Source organism: Streptomyces sp. NPDC053426, assembly GCF_055585405.1.
Window position 1 is genome coordinate 246,644 of the sequence record NZ_JBVJKE010000007.1, and the last position, 18,658, is coordinate 265,301.

Here is an 18,658-nt window from a genome sequence, read left to right on the forward strand (position 1 = left end):
AACTACGAGCAAGCGCGGTGAGTTACGGGACCGAGAAAGGTCGTAACGAGATCACTCGAAACGGTGAGGAGCCAACTCCGCACCGTTTACGGGGGTTTGCCGCCCCTTACTTCTCGACCTCGGCGGCCAGCTTGGCCAGCAGGGCGTCGTAGATACGGGCGAGGCCCTTGGGCGCGAAGGTCTTCTCGAAGAAGCCGCCGATGCCGCCGGCGCCGTTCCAGACGGTGGTCACCACGACGCGGGAGCGGCCCTCGCCGGCCGGGGTGACCCGCCAGGTGGTGACCATGGAGGAGTTGCGGTCCTTCTCGACCAGTTCGCCGTCGGTCGGCTCGGTGACCTCCAGGAGGCAGTCGCGCACGCGCTTGCTGGTGGCCTGGAGCTTCCAGTGCACGAGGGTGCCCTCGCCGTCGCCGCCCTCGCGGACCTCGTACTCGCTGTACTGCTCGGGCAGCACCTTCCCGCGGGTGCCGCTGTAGTCGGCGAGGGCGTCGAACACCGTCTCCGCGTCCGCCGCGACGATCCGCTCCGTAGTGGCCTCGACCTGCGCCATCGCTTACCTCCAGGGCATGGGTTCTCGGGGTCGGGGCAAGCCAACCACCCTCGTGCCCGGCCGCCCAAATCGGGGGTCCGGATGTGATCGGGAGAGTGACCGAAGATGTCGCTCGCACGATCAAGGGAACACTTGTTCTATTCTGTGCCGCAGCGACACCGAGGAGGCGTCATGCGCGGGGAGAACCTCTCACCGGGCCCCGGACACAGCCGGGCCGACACCGCCCCGTTCGGCGCGGAGGCGGTCACGACCCGCACCTTCGACACGCCCGAGTTCGCCGGAATCACCTTCCACGAGATCCGGGCCCGCTCCATCGTCAACCGGGTGCCGGGGGCCTCCCGCATGCCGTTCGAGTGGACGGTGAACCCCCATCCGAGCCGCACACACATGTATGCGCTTCTACCGATGACCCTATTTACTGGGAGTGGTTTCTCATGGTCAGCGCACCGCAGGCCGACAGGGTCTGGAAGAGCATGACCGCATCGATCACGGACCGGGACGACCGCGGGCCGCAGCCCGCCGCATCCAGAGCAGGGGCGGCCGCGTACCGCGTACTGTTCCAGGGCGGCGACACAGAACCGGCAGACAGCGCTCCCGCCAGACAGTGGCTGCTCCTGCGCAAGCGCACGACCGAGCGGTGAGCCCCTCCGCCGAAGGCCCGCAGCATCGGCGCAGACACCCACGCGAACCGCCCTGCCGGAGGCCCGCGGACCTCCGGCAGGGCGGGGCTCGAGAACAGCAGACCCGGCACCTCGTCACGAGAAGCATCAGGGCTGACGCTGACACGCGAACATGTCCCCTCCGTTTTTGCCGAGTGCCTCGCGATCACTTGGACTGGATCACCGAACGGCGCAGGGAGCCGGACAAGCGCATCGCGGACCTGCGGACCGCCGCGCTCCACACTCAGGAGTCCTTCTGCGAAGCCACCGAACTGAGCCGCAGCGTTCCGGCAGGTCGCGCCAGGGGATCCCGGTCCGGATCTTGCAGACCATCCCGCCGACGACCTGCCGGTCCTCCACGCGCGGACGTCCTGTCGCGGCCCGCGGCATGAGAGGAGCGAGCAACTCCCACTCGTGATCGGCGAGTTCATGGTGACGTGCCACCCCACCATGATCCAACACCCGACGATCCTCGAGGACGGACCCTGGTTCGTACTCGATACATGCTTGTCTGTCGTACTCGATATATGGTCCACTGGTCGCATGACGAACATCCGGCTCACCAAGCCGACGATCGCCGTCCTGGAGAGACTGCTCTCCGCGACGGCGGACAACCCGGCTTGGGGGCTCAGCATCTGCCGCGACGCCGACCTCGGCCCCGGCACCGTCTACCCCATTCTCGACCGGCTCGCTGAACGCGGTTGGGTCACCAGCCACGAAGAGTCCGGGCCCCATCCCGGACGGCCTGCACGTCGCTTCTACGAACTCACAGGCGTCGGTCGCCTGCAAGCCACGGAAGCCCTAGATGCGCGGAAGGCCCGCCAGATCAAGTTCCGTCCGGCGGGAGGCGCGGCATGACCGCTACGCAATCTCAGGGGGGATCTTCGGACCGGGCTGCTGTCGGCGCACTCGTACGCAGTGCCGGTGACGGTGACGCGGCTAGCTGGAAGGCCCTCGTAGAAGGATTGGGGCCGCTCGTCTGGTCCGTCGTTCGCACCCACGGGCTCTCCGACGCCGACGCGCATGAGGCATACCAGCACACCTGGTTTCGCTTCGCCCAGCACATCGGAAAGATCAGAGAGCCGGACAGGGCGGGGTCGTGGCTGGCCTCGACCGCTCGGCACGAATGCCTCAGGACCATCAGGGAACGGCGCCGAACAACCGTAGAACAGGTACGCGCTGCCGAGGCTTTCGCGGAGAGGTACCGAGTCGAACCGTCCAGCCGTCAGAACACCCTCACCACGCGGTCCCGTTCGGCATGGGGCTTGACGTCGTGGGCTTCACGGATAGCGGGAAGCCACCGGGATACAGACGAGTGGCGCGCGTATCTTGCAGGAGCCCCGGAGGAAGGCATCGTCCTGACACCACGCCAACAGCAACGCGCGGCGTTCGGCTTCCTCATCGCCGCTATGCGATTCCGCCTTCACGATCTCTGCGGTGGACTGTGGTGGCCCGTGGACTGGTTGCTGCGCACGCCGGCACGCAGCAACGCCTTCATCACGGCAGCAGTAGGCGCTCAGGCGATCTATATCGTGGGCGATGACGGTCTCTCCGCGCTCGTCACTGAGGTGTGGGAACCGTGCGGCATCGCGGGTGCGGCGTTGTACGCCCTGTCGAGGTGGCTGCGTCGTGTGCGCGGCATAGAACTTGCCGCAGCCGAGCGGGAGCCGGTTGACGAGTAGCACAAAGCCGCCCGCTTCCCCACTGTGGGCGGCTCGCGCCTGAGTGCCCAGAGATCGAAGCGGCGGCGGCGACGTTGGTGTCCTTGGCCACTAGACGACACCGGCCGGGGCCGGCGACGGGATTTGAACCCGCGTCTCCCTCTTGAGAGGAGAAGTAACCGCAACCTGCGCACCTGGACGGGTCCACCGTAGCCGCGCTCCGATGTTCGGGCACGCGAATTACCCCCGCATCCCGGAGGCGACGGGGGCTGGGGGCCACTGCGGTGACGGCCACCAGACTCGTGGGCGCGCCCTGGTCGTTGGCGTACGCCTCACGACGCTGCGCCGTCCACACGGATGCGCCACTGTCCCGACTCTCCGCAAAGGACACCGTGCGTTATCCGCACCTTGTTCACAGTGCCGCTGACGTCGGTGACACGAGCGATATGCCCCGCGTCCGCTCTATGAGCGGTGCGTTGTCGGGTACAGCGGCGAGGTGCCGTGACAGCAGCGATGACGGGGGTGCGGTGGCGAGTACGGGCGGTCACGGATGAGGGAATGACGTGGACGGCCCTCGGCGGCGACCACCGCGTCGCGGAGCCGGTCGAGCAATACCTGGAGACTCGACGACTCACCGTCCCGGCCTCCACGAACATGGACTGAAATGGCGCTATAAGCAGAAGTACGGATATATTTACCATTTCGCCCGCAGGGCCCACAACTGTCTGGACCTCGACACCGGCCTCGGCTTCGGCTTCGGCAGCCAGATCGTGGTCAAGACGAACGCGCCCAAGCTGCTGCGCCACCGGCCGGCCTCCCCCGACTGGCAGGGCGAGCACATAGGGACGGGCACGAACGTCGACTTCTACCAGCGCGCGGAGGGCCGCTACCGGCTGATGCCGGGCGTCCTCGCCGCCCTGCGGGACCTCCCGCTGCTGAAGCAGGCCGCCGAGGTGACCGACGTGGGCGTCTCGGTCTCGGTCGGCTTCACGGACGAGGGGCTGTGGCGGACGGTCGAGCCGGGCACGCCGTCGCCGGAGCGGCGCCCGGACGTGGTCCGGACGTTCACCGGGCACGGCATCGACTGCGGGGTCCTGATGGCGCCGGTCATCCCGTTCCTCAGCGACCGCCCGGACCAACTGCGGGCGGCCGTGCGGGCCGTCGCGGCCTCGAACGCCACCTCCGTCACCCCGCTGGTGCTGCATCTGCGGCCGGGCGCCCGCGAGTGGTTCATGTCCTGGCTCGGACGGCACCATCCGTACCTGGTGGCCCGCTACCAGCGGCTGTACGCGGACGGCGCCTACGCCCCGAAGTGGTACCGGCGCCGCATCACCCGGCAGGTGCACGAGCTGGCCCAGGAGCACGGCATCGGCCCCACCCGCGCGGAGACGCCCCGCCGGATCCGCGCCGCCGGGCCCGCCGGGCGCCCGGCGGCTGAGCCGACCCAACTGACGCTCCTTTAAGAGCGTTCGAGCGCTTCCGGCGATCCGATCGGGTCAAGAATCAGCAGAACATGTTCGGATGTGGCCCCATATCGGGACGATGCCGCGTGAACCGTGAGCCCCGCGGTCCGCAGCACCTCCGTCCTGGGAGGACCCCATCGTCATGAGAAGAAGCGCAGCCGTGCTGTGCGGTGCCGCCGTCGTCCTGGCCGGAAGCCTCACGGCCGCGCCCGCCGAGGCCGGCACCCCGCGCGCCGCGGAGACCCTCCACGCCGCGGAACCCGTGTGGAGGAAGTGCGGCACCGAGGACTATCCGACGCTGCAGTGCGCGTCCGTCGAGGTGCCGCTCGACCACGCCGAACCCGCCGGGCGGAGGATCACGCTCGCGCTGTCCCGCGTCCCGCACACCGCGAAGCGGTACCAGGGCCCCCTGCTGGTGAACCCGGGCGGCCCCGGCGGCAGCGGGCTGACGCTCGCCGGGTTCGTCGCGGCGGCGCTGCCGAAGGAGGTGGCCGCCCAGTACGACGTCATCGGCTTCGACCCGCGCGGGGTGGGCGCGAGCGAGCCCGCGCTGGACTGCGCGCCGGGCCACTTCGACCCGGTGCGCCCGGACCCGGTGCCGGCCTCGCCCGAGGCCGAGCGGGCCAACCTCTCGCGCGTGCGGTCCTTCGCCGCGGCCTGCGGACGCAAGTACGCGGATCTGCTGCCGTACATCGACACGAACAGCACGGTGCGCGACATGGACGTGATCCGGCGGGCGCTGGGCGCGGAGAGGCTCAACTACTTCGGCTACTCCTACGGCACCTACCTGGGCGCCGTCTACGCCAAGCTGTTCCCGGAGCGGGTGCGGCGCTTGGTCCTGGACTCGGTCGTCGACCCCACCGAGATCTGGTACGAGGCCAACCTGAACCAGGACCACGCGTTCAACGACCGCCACCGCGCCTTCATGGACTGGGTCGCCGAGTACGACACGACGTACCGCCTCGGCACCGACCCGGAGAAGGTCGAGGCCAGGTGGTACGCGATGCGCGCGGCCCTGAAGAAGGACCCGGCCGGCGGGAAGGTGGGCGCCGCCGAACTGGAGGACACCTACCTCCCGGGCAGCTACTACAACGGCTACTGGCCCTATCTCGCGGAGGCGTTCTCGGCGTACGTGAACGAGCGGGACGCCGAGCCGCTGATCGAGGCGTACGAGAACTTCGGCGCGAACGACGCCGCCGGTGACAACGGCTACAGCGTCTACACCGCGGTGCAGTGCCGGGACGCCGTCTGGCCGCGTGACTGGCGGCAGTGGCGCAAGGACAACTGGGAGGTGTACGAGCGGGCACCCTTCATGGCCTGGAACAACGCCTGGTACAACGCGCCGTGCGCGTTCTGGCCGGCCGAGTCCCTGCGGCCGGAGCGCGTCCGCAACGACAAGCTGCCGCCCGCGCTGCTGTTCCAGGCGACGCACGACGCGGCGACCCCGTACCAGGGCGGTGTCACCGTCCACCGGCTGCTGGCGCGCTCCGCCCTGGTGGTCGAGTCGGGCGGCGGCAACCACGGCGTCACGCTGAGCGGGAACGCCTGTCTGGACCGGCATCTGGCGGCCTATCTGGCCGACGGGACCGTGCCGCGCGGGGGCGGCGAGGCCGACGCGGTGTGCGCGGCGCTGCCCGATCCCGAGCCGCTGACGTCGAAGGCGGCACCGACGTCGGCGCGCGGTTCGACCCTGCACGGCCTGCTCGGCTTCCGGAGCTGAGCGCCTGACCCGCCGTCGGGGACGGACCGTCGTACCCGTGGTCCATGATGAGCGCATGAGCGGATTCCTGCTGCGGCCGATGACCGCGGACGACTGCGACGGCGTGGCGGGCATCCGCGTACGGGGCTGGCGGCACGCCTACCGGGGGCTCGTACCGCAGCCGTATCTCGACGGCCTCGACATCGCGGCGGACGCCGAGCGGCACCGCACCCGTCTGCGGCACGGCGACGGCACCGTGGTGAACCTCGTCGCCGAGGCCGACGGCGGTGAGCTCGCCGGGTGGGCCGCGTTCGGCCCGTACCGGGACGGCGACGCGCGCACCGGGGACGCCGAGTTGTACGCGCTGTACCTGCCGCCCGAGCGCATCGGCCGGGGCGTGGGGCGGGCGCTGCTCACCGAGGCGGTCCGCCGCTGCGCCGCCGCCGGTCACGAGCGCATGTACCTGTGGGTCCTCAAGGGCAACGCCCGCGCCCGCCGTTTCTACGAGCGGGCGGGGTTCGGCGCGGACGGGGCGGAGGAGCCCTTCGAGGTGGATGGCGTGGTGGTGCCCGAGGTGCGGTACGCGCGGGAGCTCACCGGCTGACAGGGCCTAGCGCGGCCGGGGGATCCGGGCCAGGGCGTGGACCGCCGCCTCGGCCAGCGCCGGGTGGGCGAGGGCTTCGTTCAGTACGGGTTCGGCGCGCGGGTCGCCGAGTTCGCCCAGCCCCTCCACACAGGCCAGCGCGACCCGGCGGTACGGGTCATGGGGGTTCAGCCGCCGCCGCAACGTGGTGATCAGGGCGGGGACCGCCTCGGGGGCGCGCAGTGCGGTGAGCAGGCGGACCGGGTGCAGGGCGTAGGCGACACGGAGTTCGTTGGTGGCGAGGGCGGCGGCGGCGCGGGCGGTGCGCGGGTCGCCGAGGCGGGCGAGGGCGTGGGCGGCGGCGGCGCAGCGCGGCGGGTCGCGGTGGTTGAGGAGGAGCACGAGCGCCTCGAAGGCCCTGCGGTCCCCCGCCACCCCCAGCCGGAACGCGGCCAGTTCGCGGGCCCAGAGCGGTTGTCCGGGTTCGGTGAGGACGCCGGCCAGGGCGTCGGGGTCGTCGGTGGCCAGGAGACGGTCGTACGCCGTCGATCCGCCCGACTCCGCCCGTAAGCGCTCCGTGAGCGATCGCAACTCTTCGTCCATGGTGCAGAGGTTAGGGGTGTGCGGGGCCGCTCGGGACGTACATCACAAAGCCGGGGACTGGCGCGCTCGTTACCCGCGAGTTAATCTCAGACGAGCGGGTTACCCACTCGCTCCCCTCCTCACGGCGGTCTGGTGACGCGGCCGCCGCGAGTCGCAGTCGGTTCGGTACCCCGTGTACCGCAGTACGGCTCGGCCCCGGGACAGGGCCGGTCGGATCGACCGTCGTTCACCGACGGCGCCGGGCGTGTGCGCTCGCAGCCCGGCTCACACCCGCATCCCGCACGCACCCGGTGCGCCCTTCGGCGCACCCGGGCGTGTTTCCCGTCGTCACCCTCATTCCTGGAGTCCCGCGATGGCCACTCCCCTCTCCGACACCCCTCTGTCCCCGCTCCGGACCGTCGCCGTGGTCGGCCTCGGCACGATGGGCACCGGCATCGCCGAGGTCCTGGCCGGTGCCGGCCGCGACGTCATCGGCATCGACATCAGCGAGGCGCAGGCCGCCCGGTGCGTCGCCGCCCTGGAGGCCTCGACCGCCCGCGCCGTGGAGCGCGGCAGGCTGACCGAGGAGCGGCGCGCGGAACTCCTCGCCCGCGTGACCACCTCCACCGACCTCGCGGCGGCGGCCGGCGCCGATCTGGTGATCGAGGTGGCCCCCGAGTCGTACGGGATCAAGCAGCAGATCCTCCGTGAACTCGACGGGATCGTGCGGCCGGAGGCCATTCTGGCGACCGGCACCAACGCGCTGTCCGTCACCCGTCTCGCCGCCGACTCGGCCCGCCCCGAGCGGGTGCTGGGCATGCACTTCTTCAACCCGGCGCCGGCGATGAGGCTGGTCGAGGTCGTGTCCAGCGTGCTGACCGCGCCCGCGGCCGTCACCGCGGTCACCGACCTCGCGCTGGACCTGGGCAAGGAGCCCGTGGCCGTCGGCGACCGGCCCGGATTCGTCGCCGACGGGCTGCTGTTCGGCTACCTCAACCAGGCCGCCGCGATGTACGAGGCGAACTACGCCTCCCGCGAGGACATCGACGCCGCGATGAAGCTGGGCTGCGGGCTGCCCATGGGCCCGCTGGCGCTGCTCGACCTGATCGGCGTCGACACGGCGCGCACGGTCCTGGAGGCGATGTACGCCGAGTCCCGTGACCGGCTGCACGCGCCGGCCCCGATCCTCAAGCAGCTCAGCGAGGCGGGCCTGACGGGCCGCAAGGCGGGGCGCGGTTTCTACACGTACGAGGCGCCCCACAGCAAAACCGTCGTGCGTGACGCCCTCACCCCGCTCGGAGACGTCTTCGCGGCCCCCGGCCGCACGGTGCGCTCGGTGGGTGTCGCGGGCTCCGGCACCATGGCCTCCGGTATCGCCGAGGTCTTCGCCAAGGCCGGCTACGAGGTGGTCCTGGCCGCCCGCAGCGAGGAGAAGGCGCAGGGCGCCAAGGCCCGGATCGGGAAGTCCCTGGCGCGCTCCGTCGACAAGGGGCGGATGACCGCCGAGGCCGCCGCCCAGACCCTGGAGCGGGTGCGTCCGACGGGCACCTACGACGACTTCGCCGACGTCGACCTCGCGGTCGAGGCGGTCGCCGAGGACCTGGAGGTCAAGCGGCAGCTCTTCGCGACGCTGGACAAGGTCTGCAAGCCGGGCGCGGTCCTCGCCACCACCACGTCCTCCCTCCCGGTCGTCGCCTGCGCCCGCGCCACCTCGCGCCCGCAGGACGTGATCGGCATGCACTTCTTCAACCCCGCGCCGGCGATGAAGCTGGTCGAGGTGGTGCGTACGGTGCTGACCGCCGACGACGTGCACGCCACCGTGCGCGAGGTGTGCGGCACGATCCGCAAGCACGCCGTGGACTGCGGCGACCGGGCCGGGTTCATCGTGAACGCGCTGCTGTTCCCGTACCTCAACAACGCGATCAAGATGGTGCAGGAGCACTACGCCTCCCTCGACGACATCGACGCCGCGATGAAACTGGGCGGCGGCTACCCGATGGGTCCGTTCGAGCTGCTGGACGTCGTCGGGCTCGATGTCTCGCTCGCGATCGAGAAGGTGCTGCACCGCGAGTTCCGCGATCCGGGTCTCGCGCCGGCGCCGCTGCTGGAGCACCTGGTGGCCGCGGGCTGCCTCGGCCGCAAGACCGGCCGTGGCTTCCGCGAATATGCCAAGCGCTGAGCCGGGTCCCGGCGACTGGTTCGAGGGTGGCGCGGAGTGGGGCGGACTGCTCGACCCCGACCGGTTCCCGCCACCGGCCCACAGTGCCCCTCCCCCGCCCGCCGAGGGCGGGGGAGCCCCCGGTCATGCGCACCGAGCTGCGCACATGCAGTACGTTCAGGGCATGTCCCAGCCCGCCAAGTCCGTACGTACACCCGCCACGACCGAGCCGCCGGAAAGCGCCGCAGGCTCCCGTGCCGCCGCCCAGCGGCTCAAAATGCGCCGGGAACTGGCGGCCGCCGCGATGGAGCTGTTCGCGACCAAGGGGTACGAGGCCACCACCGTCGACGAGATCGCGGCCGCCGCCGGGGTCGCCCGCCGCACCTTCTTCCGCCACTTCCGTTCCAAGGAGGAGGCGATCTTCCCCGACCACGACGACACCCTGGTCCGCGCCGAGGCGGTGCTCAACGCCGCCCCCGCGCACGAGCATCCGCTCGACACGGTGTGCCGTGGCATCAAGGAGGTCATGAAGATGTACGCGGCGCGGCCGGAGATCTCGGTCGCCCGCTACAAGCTGACGCGCGAGGTGCCCACCCTGCGCGAGGCGGAGATCGCGTCGGTGGCCCGCTACGAGCGCCTCTTCACCCGCTATCTGCTCGGCCACTTCGACGAGCACGCGCACGACGACGACGCCAACGACGACCCGCTGCTGGCGGAGGTCGCCGCGTCCGCCGTGGTCACCGCGCACAACCACGTGCTGCGGCGCTGGCTGCGGGCCGACGGCCAGGGCGATGTCGAGGCCCAGCTCGACCACGCCTTCGCGATCGTCCGCAAGACCTTCGGCAGCGGGATCATGGCGGGCCGGCGCACCGCGCCGCCGAAGCCGCCCGTCTCCTCGGCGTCCACGCACGGCGAGGTCCTGGTGACGGTCGCGCATGTGGACGCCCCGCTGGACGAGGTGATGCGGACCATCGAGCAGGCGCTCAAGGAGCGCTGAACAGCCCCTCACCGCTGTGATGACGGCCACCCCGCGGGGTGGCCGTTTTGCCACGTCAGGGGCCCTTTTCGTACGCGTTTCAGGGGCCGTTCGATCGATCATCGCTCATCTGATGCGTAAAGATTTCACCTGAGCCCAGGTTCTGACACTCAGTGCCTTGCGGGCTGACACGGCGTGCCATACGTTGAAGAGGTCCGGGCGAGTCCCGGCGGGCCCACCGCCCGCACGTCCGGACGCCTGCGTCACAGGCAACCTCCCGCGCACACCAAGCGCTGCCGAAGCACCACCGCCGAACCGACGGCACCCCCTCAACCCTCAGCAGCACACCGACGTAACCCTCAGCGCCCCTCCCTCAGGGCGCTCATCGCCGGAGGCAACACCGTGACCGTGAAGGACATCCTGGCCGCGATCCAGTCGCCCGACTCCACGTCGGAGGACTTCGCCGCCCTGCCGCTCCCCGAGTCGTACCGCGCGATCACCGTGCACAAGGACGAGACGGAGATGTTCGCGGGCCTCGAGACCCGCGACAAGGACCCCCGCAAGTCGCTCCACCTCGACGAGGTGCCGCTGCCCGAACTGGGCCCGGGCGAGGCCCTGGTGGCCGTCATGGCCTCCTCGGTCAACTACAACTCGGTGTGGACCTCGATCTTCGAGCCGCTGTCGACGTTCGGCTTCCTGGAGCGCTACGGCCGGCTCAGCGAGCTCACCAGGCGCCACGACCTGCCGTACCACATCATCGGCTCCGACCTCGCGGGCGTCGTGCTGCGCACCGGCCCCGGCGTCAACGCCTGGCGGCCCGGTGACGAGGTCGTCGCCCACTGCCTCTCCGTCGAACTGGAGTCGTCCGACGGCCACAACGACACGATGCTCGACCCCGAGCAGCGCATCTGGGGCTTCGAGACGAACTTCGGCGGTCTCGCCGAGATCGCACTGGTGAAGTCCAACCAGCTGATGCCGAAGCCGGACCACCTGAGCTGGGAGGAGGCCGCCGCTCCGGGTCTGGTCAACTCCACCGCCTACCGGCAGCTCGTGTCCCGCAACGGCGCCGGCATGAAGCAGGGCGACAACGTCCTCATCTGGGGCGCGAGCGGCGGACTCGGCTCGTACGCCACCCAGTTCGCCCTGGCCGGCGGCGCCAACCCGATCTGCGTCGTCTCCAGCGAGCAGAAGGCGGACATCTGCCGGTCGATGGGCGCCGAGGCGATCATCGACCGCAGCGCCGAGGGCTACAGGTTCTGGAAGGACGAGCGCACCCAGGACCCGAAGGAGTGGAAGCGCTTCGGCAAGCGCATCCGCGAGTTCACCAGCGGCGAGGACATCGACATCGTCTTCGAGCACCCCGGCCGGGAGACCTTCGGCGCGAGCGTCTACGTCACCCGCAAGGGCGGCACCATCACCACCTGCGCCTCGACCTCGGGCTACATGCACGAGTACGACAACCGCTACCTGTGGATGTCGCTGAAGCGCATCATCGGCTCGCACTTCGCCAACTACCGCGAGGCCTGGGAGGCCAACCGGCTGATCGCGAAGGGCAGGATCCACCCGACGCTGTCGAAGGTGTACTCCCTCGAGGACACCGGCCAGGCCGCCCACGACGTGCACCGCAACGCCCACCAGGGCAAGGTCGGCGTGCTGTGCATGGCACCCGAGGAGGGCCTGGGCGTGCGCGACCACGCCAAGCGCGCCAAGCACATCGACGCCATCAACCGCTTCCGGAACATCTGAGGGCCGGGAGATGACAGAGCGTCAGAAGGACCGTCCGTGGCTCATGCGGACCTACGCCGGTCACTCGACCGCCGAGGCGTCCAACGAGCTGTACCGGCGCAACCTCGCCAAGGGCCAGACCGGTCTGTCGGTCGCCTTCGACCTGCCGACGCAGACCGGCTACGACTCCGACCACGTCCTCGCCCGCGGCGAGGTCGGCCGGGTCGGGGTGCCGGTCGCGCACCTCGGTGACATGCGCCGGCTGTTCCAGGACATCCCCCTGGAGCAGATGAACACCTCGATGACGATCAACGCCACCGCCATGTGGCTGCTGGCGCTCTACCAGGTCGTCGCCGAGGAGCAGGGCGCGGACATCACCAAGCTCCAGGGCACGACCCAGAACGACATCGTCAAGGAGTACCTGTCCCGCGGGACGCACGTCTTCCCGCCGGGCCCGTCGCTCCGCCTGACGACGGACATGATCGCGTACACGGTCTTCCACCTCCCGAAGTGGAACCCGATCAACATCTGCAGCTACCACCTGCAGGAGGCCGGGGCCACACCGGTGCAGGAGATCGCGTACGCGATGTCCACCGCGATCGCCGTGCTCGACGCGGTGCGCGACGGCGGCCAGGTGCCGCAGGAGCGCATGGGTGACGTGGTCGGCCGCATCTCCTTCTTCGTGAACGCGGGTGTCCGGTTCATCGAGGAGATGTGCAAGATGCGCGCGTTCGGCCGCATCTGGGACCGGGTCACCCGCGAGCGGTACGGCATCGAGAACCCCAAGCACCGCCGCTTCCGCTACGGCGTCCAGGTCAACTCGCTCGGACTGACCGAGGCGCAGCCGGAGAACAACGTCCAGCGGATCGTGCTGGAGATGCTGGCCGTCACCCTCTCCAAGGACGCACGCGCGCGTGCCGTGCAGCTGCCGGCCTGGAACGAGGCCCTGGGCCTGCCCCGCCCCTGGGACCAGCAGTGGTCGCTGCGCATCCAGCAGGTGCTGGCCTACGAGAGCGATCTGCTGGAGTACGACGACATCTTCGAGGGCTCGAAGGTGATCGAGGCGAAGGTGGAGCAACTGGTCGCGGACTCGCTCGCGGAGATGGAGCGGATCCAGGAGATGGGCGGCGCGATGGCCGCCGTCGAGTCCGGCTACCTCAAGTCGCAGCTGGTCGCCTCGCACGCCGAACGCCGGGCCCGGATCGAGTCGGGCGCGGAGAAGATCATCGGTGTGAACGCCTTCGAGGGCACCGAGCCGAACCCGCTGACCGCCGACCTGGACACGGCGATCCACACGGTCGACCCGGCGGTGGAGGCCCGTGTCATCGCCTCGCTGCGGAACTGGCGCGACACGCGCTACCAGCCGCCCTTCAACCACCCGCGCCCCTGCAAGGCGCTGGAGAAGCTGAAGGAGGCCGCGCGCGGCACCGGCAACCTCATGGAGGCCACCCTGGAGTGCGCCCGCGCCGGCGCCACGACCGGCGAGTGGGCGGGGGCGCTGCGCGAGGTGTTCGGGGAGTTCCGGGCGCCGACCGGTGTCTCGTCCGCCCCGGTGGCGGTCGCCGCCGAGGAGGGCTCGGCCCTGTCGGAGGTCCGCCGGAAGGTGGATCTGACGGCCAAGGACCTGGGCGTGGGCAAGCTGCGCTTCCTGGTGGGCAAGCCGGGCCTGGACGGGCACTCCAACGGCGCCGAGCAGATCGCCGTCAGGGCCCGCGACGCCGGGTTCGAGGTGGTCTACCAGGGCATCCGGCTCACCCCGGAGCAGATCGTGGACGCCGCCCTCGCCGAGGACGTGCACGCGGTCGGCCTGTCCATCCTCTCCGGCTCGCACGCCCAGCTCGTGCCGGACGTGCTCGAACGGCTCCGTGTGGCCGGTGCCACAGATATACCGGTGATCGCCGGTGGCATCATCCCGAACGGTGACGCCGAACAGCTGCGGGCCGCCGGAGTGGCCGCGGTCTTCACCCCGAAGGACTTCGACATCACCGGGATCATCGGCCGCATCGTCGACGAGATCCGCAAAGCGAACAAGCTCGACCCCTTGGAGGTCCCCGCATGACGGTCAACCGCCTTCGCCCCCGGCGTTCCTGCCTGGCGGTACCGGGCTCGAACCCGCGCTTCCTGGAGAAGGCCCAGGGCCTCCCCGCCGACCAGGTCTTCCTCGACCTGGAGGACGCCTGCGCGCCGCTCGCCAAGCCCGAGGCGCGGCACACCATCGTCAAGTTCCTCAACGAGGGCGACTGGACCGGCAAGACCCGCGTCGTGCGCGTCAACGACTGGACGACGGAGTGGACGTACCGGGACGTCGTGACGGTCGTCGAGGGCGCCGGCCAGAACCTCGACTGCATCATGCTGCCGAAGGTGCAGGACGCCCAGCAGATCGTCGCGCTGGACCTGCTGCTGACGCAGATCGAGAAGACGATGGGCTTCGAGGTCGGCCGGATCGGCATCGAGGCGCAGATCGAGAACGCCCAGGGCCTGAACAACGTCAACGAGATCGCGCAGGCCTCCCAGCGCGTCGAGACCATCATCTTCGGCCCCGCCGACTTCATGGCGTCCATCAACATGAAGTCCCTGGTCGTCGGCGAGCAGCCGCCCGGCTACCCGGCGGACGCCTACCACTACATCCTGATGAAGATCCTGATGGCCGCCCGCGCCAACGACCTCCAGGCGATCGACGGCCCCTACCTCCAGATCCGCAACGTGGACGGCTACCGCGAGGTCGCCCGGCGCGCCGCCGCCCTCGGCTTCGACGGCAAGTGGGTGCTGCACCCGGGCCAGGTCGAGGCGTCCAACGAGATCTTCTCGCCCTCGCAGGAGGACTACGACCACGCCGAGCTGATCCTGGACGCGTACGACTACTACACGTCCGAGGCGGGCGGCAAGAAGGGCTCCGCGATGCTCGGCGACGAGATGATCGACGAGGCCAGCCGCAAGATGGCGCTCGTCATCTCGGGCAAGGGACGCGCCGCCGGCATGCGGCGCACCAGCAAGTTCGAGATCCCGGAGGGCTGAGCGCCATGCAGTTCGGACGCACCTACGAGGAGTTCGAGGTCGGGGCGACGTACAAGCACTGGCCGGGCAAGACGGTCACCGAGTACGACGACCACCTGTTCTGCCTCCTCACCATGAACCACCACCCGCTCCACATGGACACCAACTACGCCGAGAAGACGACGGACTTCGGCAAGAACGTGGTGGTCGGGAACTACGTCTACTCCCTGCTGCTCGGCATGTCGGTGCCCGACGTCTCCGGCAAGGCGATCGCCAACCTGGAGATCGAGTCGCTGAAGCACGTGGCGCCGACCTTCCACGGCGACACGGTCTACGGCCAGACGACGGTGCTCGACAAGTGGCCGTCGAAGTCCAAGAACGACCGCGGGATCGTGTACGTCGAGACCAAGGGCTACAAGCAGGACGGCACGCTGGTCTGCGTGTTCCGCCGCAAGGTGATGGTGCCGACCGAGACGTACGTCAAGGAGCGCGGCGGCGAGCAGCCCGGCCGCCCGGAACTGAAGCAGCAGGAGAAGTAGGCCATGGCCCGTCTCGCCCAGACCGCCGGTCTGACCGACGTCCAGCAGGAGATCCTGACCACCGTCCGCGACTTCGTGGACAAGGAGATCATCCCGGTCGCCACCGAGCTGGAGCACCGCGACGAGTACCCGCAGCAGATCGTCGACGGCCTGAAGGAACTCGGCCTGTTCGGTCTGATGATTCCCGAGGAGTACGGGGGCCTGGGCGAGTCGCTCCTCACCTACGCGCTGTGCGTGGAGGAGATCGCCCGCGGCTGGATGTCGGTGTCCGGCATCATCAACACCCACTTCATCGTGGCGTACATGCTCAAGCAGCACGGCACGCAGGAGCAGAAGGACCACTTCCTGCCGAGGATGGCGGCCGGCGACGTCCGCGGCGCCTTCTCGATGTCGGAGCCGGGGCTCGGCTCGGACGTGTCGGCGATCACGTCGAAGGCGGTGAGGGACGGTGACTCCTACGTCCTGAACGGCCAGAAGATGTGGCTGACGAACGGCGGCACGTCGTCCCTGGTGGCCGTTCTGGTGCGGAGTGACGAGGGTCACCCCGAGGGCACGGCGCCGCACAGGTCGATGACGACCTTCCTGGTGGAGAAGGAGCCGGGCTTCGGCGAGGTCCGCCCCGGCCTGACCGTCCCCGGCAAGATCGACAAGATGGGCTACAAGGGCGTCGACACGACCGAGCTCATCATGGACGACCTGCGGATTCCCGCCGACCGGGTGCTCGGCGGGGTCACCGGCCGAGGTTTTTACCAAATGATGGACGGTGTCGAGGTCGGCCGTGTCAATGTGGCGGCGCGTGGCTGCGGGGTCGCTCAGCGTGCCTTCGAACTCGGTGTCCGGTACGCCCAGCAGCGTCACACTTTCGGCAAGCCGATCGCCCAGCACCAGGCCGTCCAGTTCAAGCTGGCGGAGATGGCTACCAAGGTGGAGGCCGCCCATGCGATGATGGTGAACGCGGCACGCAAAAAGGACTCGGGCGAACGAAACGACCTTGAAGCAGGGATGGCGAAGTACCTCGCCTCCGAATACTGCAAGGAGGTCGTGGAGGACGCCTTCCGGATCCACGGCGGCTACGGCTTCTCCAAGGAGTACGAGATCGAGCGTCTCTACCGGGAGGCGCCGATGCTGCTGATCGGTGAAGGCACCGCCGAGATCCAGAAAATGATCATCGGCCGCCGACTGCTCGAAGAGTATCGATTCCAGGGTTAGATGTCCGGATACGGGGTGTTTTCTTGGAGAAGATGATCACACCCCGTATGCACTCTTCGGCCGTCGACTCGGCTGACTGGCTTACCCAGTTACGGCCCGGAGCCGCTACGATCGCCGGAAAGCCGCCGTCCCCCGCAAGTGCGCGGCATCATCCGCTACGAAGGTCATCCATGCCCCACAGCCAAACCTCTGCACACCGCGACAGCCTCGCCGGCGTACGCCTCGCGCGCGGAGCATCGCCGTGGCTTCTGCCGACCGTCGCCACCGCAGCCGTCAGTCTGCTCCGCTCCCGTCGCTCGGGTGCCGCCAAGGCCGTCGCCGTCCCCGCCACCGCCCTGGCGGCTGGGATGCTGTGGTTCTTCCGCGACCCCGAGCGCGAGATCGCCCAGGGCAGGGTCATCTCGCCCGCCGACGGCGTGGTGCAGAGCATCATGCCGTGGAAGGACGGCCGCACCCGCGTCGCGATCTTCATGAGCCCGCTCAACGTCCACGTGAACCGGGCCCCGCTGTCCGGCACGGTGACGTCGGTCGAGCACATCCCCGGTGGCTTCGTTCCCGCCTTCAACAAGGAGAGCGAGAACAACGAGCGCGTGGTGTGGCACTTCGACACCGAGCTCGGCGACATCGAGATGATCCAGATCGCCGGCGCGGTCGCCCGCCGCATCGTCCCGTACGTGCCCCAGGGCACCAAGGTCGAGCAGGGCGAGCGCATCGGTCTGATCCGCTTCGGCTCGCGCGTCGACGTCTACCTGCCCGAGGGCGTGGAGGTGGCCGTCGAGGTCGGTCAGAAGACCGTGGCTGGGGTGACTCGCATTGACCGTGGTTGATCCCGAGACACAGGCCGGCTGGGTGCCGGAGGCCGACGAGGCGGACGACGAGGAGGAGATGCCCCTCTCGCTCCGCCTGTCGATAGCGGACACCCTCACCCTGGGCAACGCCACCTGCGGCTTCATGGCGGTGTACTTCACCACCACCGGCATCCTGATCCCGCACCTCCAGGGCAGCCAGGAGACGGGCATGGCCCGCCACAGCGCGGCCACGGCCGTCATCCTGATGCTGTGCGCGGCGGTCTTCGACCTGTTCGACGGCCTGGTGGCGCGCAAGCTGCGCTCCTCGCCGATGGGCGCGGAGCTGGACAACCTGTCCGACCTGATCAGCTTCGGGCTGGCGCCGGCGTACTTCGTCCTGGTCTACGGCATGGTCGCGGACGACGCGCACCAGAGAGTGGCCGCGGTCGGGGCGATCGTGGTGCTGCTGGCGGTGGTGCTGAGGCTGGCGCGGTTCTCCTGCGTCACGGTGAAGGACGGCACCTTCCAGGGCATGCCGTCGCCGTTCGGCGCGCTGACGGTCGTCTCGATCGTGCTGCTTGAGCTGCCGTTCGTGGCGACGCTGCTGGCGATCATCGGGACGGCCTGGCTGATGGTGAGCCGGGTGGAGTACCCGAAGCCGCGGGGCCGCCTCGCGGTGGCCATGCTGTCGTGGATCGTGCTGTCGATGGGGCTGCTGGCGGGGTGGGCGTTCGACGCGCCGAGCGGGCAGCTGCTGTTGCAGACGGGGTGTGCGTTGCAGCTGGTGATGGGGGCGGTGATCCCGCTGTTCGCCACGGCCCGCCGGGTGAACAACTTCCGCGACAACCGTCGCGAGGCGCGGGCGGCGCAGTTGCCGTGACGCGGTGCGTTGTGCTTGGGCCCCGGACCCGGATGGGTTCGGGGCCCATTTCTTTCGCCCCCGCCGCCCCTTCCCGTTCCCGTCCCCCGGGGGCGCTGCCCCCGGACCCCCGCTCCTCAAACGCCGGAGGGGCTAAATGTCAGCCTCTCCGGCGTTTGAGGAGCGGGGTCTGGGGCGGAGCCCCAGGTCGGG

The 18,658-nt window shown here is 69.7% G+C and carries 17 protein-coding genes, 1 tRNA gene and 4 pseudogenes; 17 read left to right on the plus strand and 5 right to left on the minus strand.

Annotated features, from left to right (window positions below; translation table 11 throughout):
* Positions 1 to 106: 106 nt before the first annotated feature.
* Positions 107 to 550, minus strand: a complete 444-nt coding sequence (locus ACZ62B_RS16805) for an SRPBCC family protein (protein WP_030856401.1) — start codon at positions 548 to 550, stop codon at positions 107 to 109.
* Between the two features lie 171 nt (positions 551 to 721).
* On the opposite strand from ACZ62B_RS16805, the pseudogene ACZ62B_RS16810 reads away from it, so the two are divergent.
* Positions 722 to 982, plus strand: a pseudogene (locus tag ACZ62B_RS16810) (Rv2578c family radical SAM protein); the annotation flags it as partial.
* A gap of 41 nt (positions 983 to 1,023) precedes the next feature.
* Positions 1,024 to 1,191 carry a hypothetical protein gene (locus tag ACZ62B_RS16815; protein ID WP_344558150.1) on the plus strand — a complete coding sequence of 56 codons (168 nt, stop codon included), beginning with the start codon at positions 1,024 to 1,026 and terminating at the stop codon, positions 1,189 to 1,191.
* 198 nt (positions 1,192 to 1,389) lie between these two features.
* On the opposite strand, the gene ACZ62B_RS16820 is transcribed toward ACZ62B_RS16815, so the two are convergent.
* The gene (locus ACZ62B_RS16820) at positions 1,390 to 1,671 is read right to left on the minus strand and encodes a transposase (protein ID WP_469690868.1); all 282 of its coding nucleotides are present in this window, start codon (positions 1,669 to 1,671) and stop codon (positions 1,390 to 1,392) included.
* An 81-nt stretch (positions 1,672 to 1,752) separates the two neighbouring features.
* Between ACZ62B_RS16820 and ACZ62B_RS16825 the strand changes: the two genes are divergently transcribed.
* The 3 genes and pseudogenes from ACZ62B_RS16825 to ACZ62B_RS16835 all read left to right on the plus strand — a co-directional run bounded on the left by ACZ62B_RS16825 (position 1,753) and on the right by ACZ62B_RS16835 (position 2,891).
* Entirely contained in the window at positions 1,753 to 2,067 is a 315-nt protein-coding gene (locus tag ACZ62B_RS16825) for a PadR family transcriptional regulator (RefSeq protein WP_344558142.1), read from the plus strand.
* A pseudogene (locus ACZ62B_RS16830) lies at positions 2,064 to 2,372 on the plus strand (RNA polymerase sigma factor); the annotation flags it as partial. The gene ACZ62B_RS16825 and the pseudogene ACZ62B_RS16830, both read left to right, overlap by 4 nt.
* Before the next feature lie 291 nt (positions 2,373 to 2,663).
* Positions 2,664 to 2,891, plus strand: a complete 228-nt coding sequence (locus ACZ62B_RS16835) for a hypothetical protein (RefSeq protein WP_344558929.1) — start codon at positions 2,664 to 2,666, stop codon at positions 2,889 to 2,891.
* Positions 2,892 to 2,999: 108 nt separating this feature from the next.
* On the opposite strand, the gene ACZ62B_RS16840 is transcribed toward ACZ62B_RS16835, so the two are convergent.
* A tRNA-Glu gene (locus tag ACZ62B_RS16840) sits at positions 3,000 to 3,089 on the minus strand.
* 61 nt (positions 3,090 to 3,150) lie between these two features.
* Positions 3,151 to 3,261, minus strand: a pseudogene (locus tag ACZ62B_RS16845) (HNH endonuclease); the annotation flags it as partial.
* Between the two features lie 304 nt (positions 3,262 to 3,565).
* Here ACZ62B_RS16845 and ACZ62B_RS16850 point away from each other — a divergent pair.
* The 3 genes and pseudogenes from ACZ62B_RS16850 to ACZ62B_RS16860 form a co-directional block, all read left to right on the plus strand.
* A pseudogene (locus tag ACZ62B_RS16850) lies at positions 3,566 to 4,333 on the plus strand (radical SAM family protein); the annotation flags it as partial.
* Between the two features lie 142 nt (positions 4,334 to 4,475).
* Positions 4,476 to 6,053: an alpha/beta hydrolase gene (locus tag ACZ62B_RS16855; RefSeq protein ID WP_469690871.1), complete on the plus strand. Its 1,578-nt coding sequence runs from the start codon at positions 4,476 to 4,478 to the stop codon at positions 6,051 to 6,053.
* 55 nt (positions 6,054 to 6,108) lie between these two features.
* Positions 6,109 to 6,636, plus strand: a complete 528-nt coding sequence (locus tag ACZ62B_RS16860; RefSeq protein ID WP_469690872.1) for a GNAT family N-acetyltransferase — start codon at positions 6,109 to 6,111, stop codon at positions 6,634 to 6,636.
* Positions 6,637 to 6,642: 6 nt separating this feature from the next.
* On the opposite strand, the gene ACZ62B_RS16865 is transcribed toward ACZ62B_RS16860, so the two are convergent.
* Positions 6,643 to 7,218, minus strand: coding sequence for an adenylosuccinate lyase (locus ACZ62B_RS16865; protein ID WP_344558136.1), 576 nt, complete (start codon positions 7,216 to 7,218; stop codon positions 6,643 to 6,645).
* A gap of 352 nt (positions 7,219 to 7,570) precedes the next feature.
* Here ACZ62B_RS16865 and ACZ62B_RS16870 point away from each other — a divergent pair, with 352 nt between their 5' ends.
* The 9 genes from ACZ62B_RS16870 to pssA all read left to right on the plus strand — a co-directional run bounded on the left by ACZ62B_RS16870 (position 7,571) and on the right by pssA (position 18,466).
* Positions 7,571 to 9,376, plus strand: coding sequence for a 3-hydroxyacyl-CoA dehydrogenase family protein (locus ACZ62B_RS16870; RefSeq protein WP_468728163.1), 1,806 nt, complete (start codon positions 7,571 to 7,573; stop codon positions 9,374 to 9,376).
* A 163-nt stretch (positions 9,377 to 9,539) separates the two neighbouring features.
* Positions 9,540 to 10,352 (plus strand): TetR family transcriptional regulator, encoded by an 813-nt coding sequence (locus tag ACZ62B_RS16875; protein WP_344558133.1) that lies wholly within the window; start codon positions 9,540 to 9,542, stop codon positions 10,350 to 10,352.
* 381 nt (positions 10,353 to 10,733) lie between these two features.
* Positions 10,734 to 12,077 carry a crotonyl-CoA carboxylase/reductase gene (gene ccrA / locus ACZ62B_RS16880; protein ID WP_469690874.1) on the plus strand — a complete coding sequence of 448 codons (1,344 nt, stop codon included), beginning with the start codon at positions 10,734 to 10,736 and terminating at the stop codon, positions 12,075 to 12,077.
* A gap of 10 nt (positions 12,078 to 12,087) precedes the next feature.
* Entirely contained in the window at positions 12,088 to 14,115 is a 2,028-nt protein-coding gene (locus ACZ62B_RS16885) for a protein meaA (RefSeq protein WP_469690875.1), read from the plus strand.
* On the plus strand, positions 14,112 to 15,071 hold the full coding sequence (locus ACZ62B_RS16890; protein ID WP_344558130.1) for an HpcH/HpaI aldolase/citrate lyase family protein: 960 nt from the start codon (positions 14,112 to 14,114) through the stop codon (positions 15,069 to 15,071). Before ACZ62B_RS16885 ends, ACZ62B_RS16890 begins: the two co-directional genes overlap by 4 nt.
* Before the next feature lie 5 nt (positions 15,072 to 15,076).
* Positions 15,077 to 15,589 (plus strand): MaoC family dehydratase, encoded by a 513-nt coding sequence (locus ACZ62B_RS16895; RefSeq protein WP_344558129.1) that lies wholly within the window; start codon positions 15,077 to 15,079, stop codon positions 15,587 to 15,589.
* Between the two features lie 3 nt (positions 15,590 to 15,592).
* Positions 15,593 to 16,798 (plus strand): acyl-CoA dehydrogenase family protein, encoded by a 1,206-nt coding sequence (locus tag ACZ62B_RS16900; RefSeq protein ID WP_468877882.1) that lies wholly within the window; start codon positions 15,593 to 15,595, stop codon positions 16,796 to 16,798.
* A 170-nt stretch (positions 16,799 to 16,968) separates the two neighbouring features.
* Positions 16,969 to 17,625: a phosphatidylserine decarboxylase gene (locus ACZ62B_RS16905; RefSeq protein WP_030819185.1), complete on the plus strand. Its 657-nt coding sequence runs from the start codon at positions 16,969 to 16,971 to the stop codon at positions 17,623 to 17,625.
* A gap of 22 nt (positions 17,626 to 17,647) precedes the next feature.
* Positions 17,648 to 18,466 carry a CDP-diacylglycerol--serine O-phosphatidyltransferase gene (gene pssA / locus ACZ62B_RS16910; protein ID WP_085574312.1) on the plus strand — a complete coding sequence of 273 codons (819 nt, stop codon included), beginning with the start codon at positions 17,648 to 17,650 and terminating at the stop codon, positions 18,464 to 18,466.
* Positions 18,467 to 18,658: the final 192 nt, after the last annotated feature.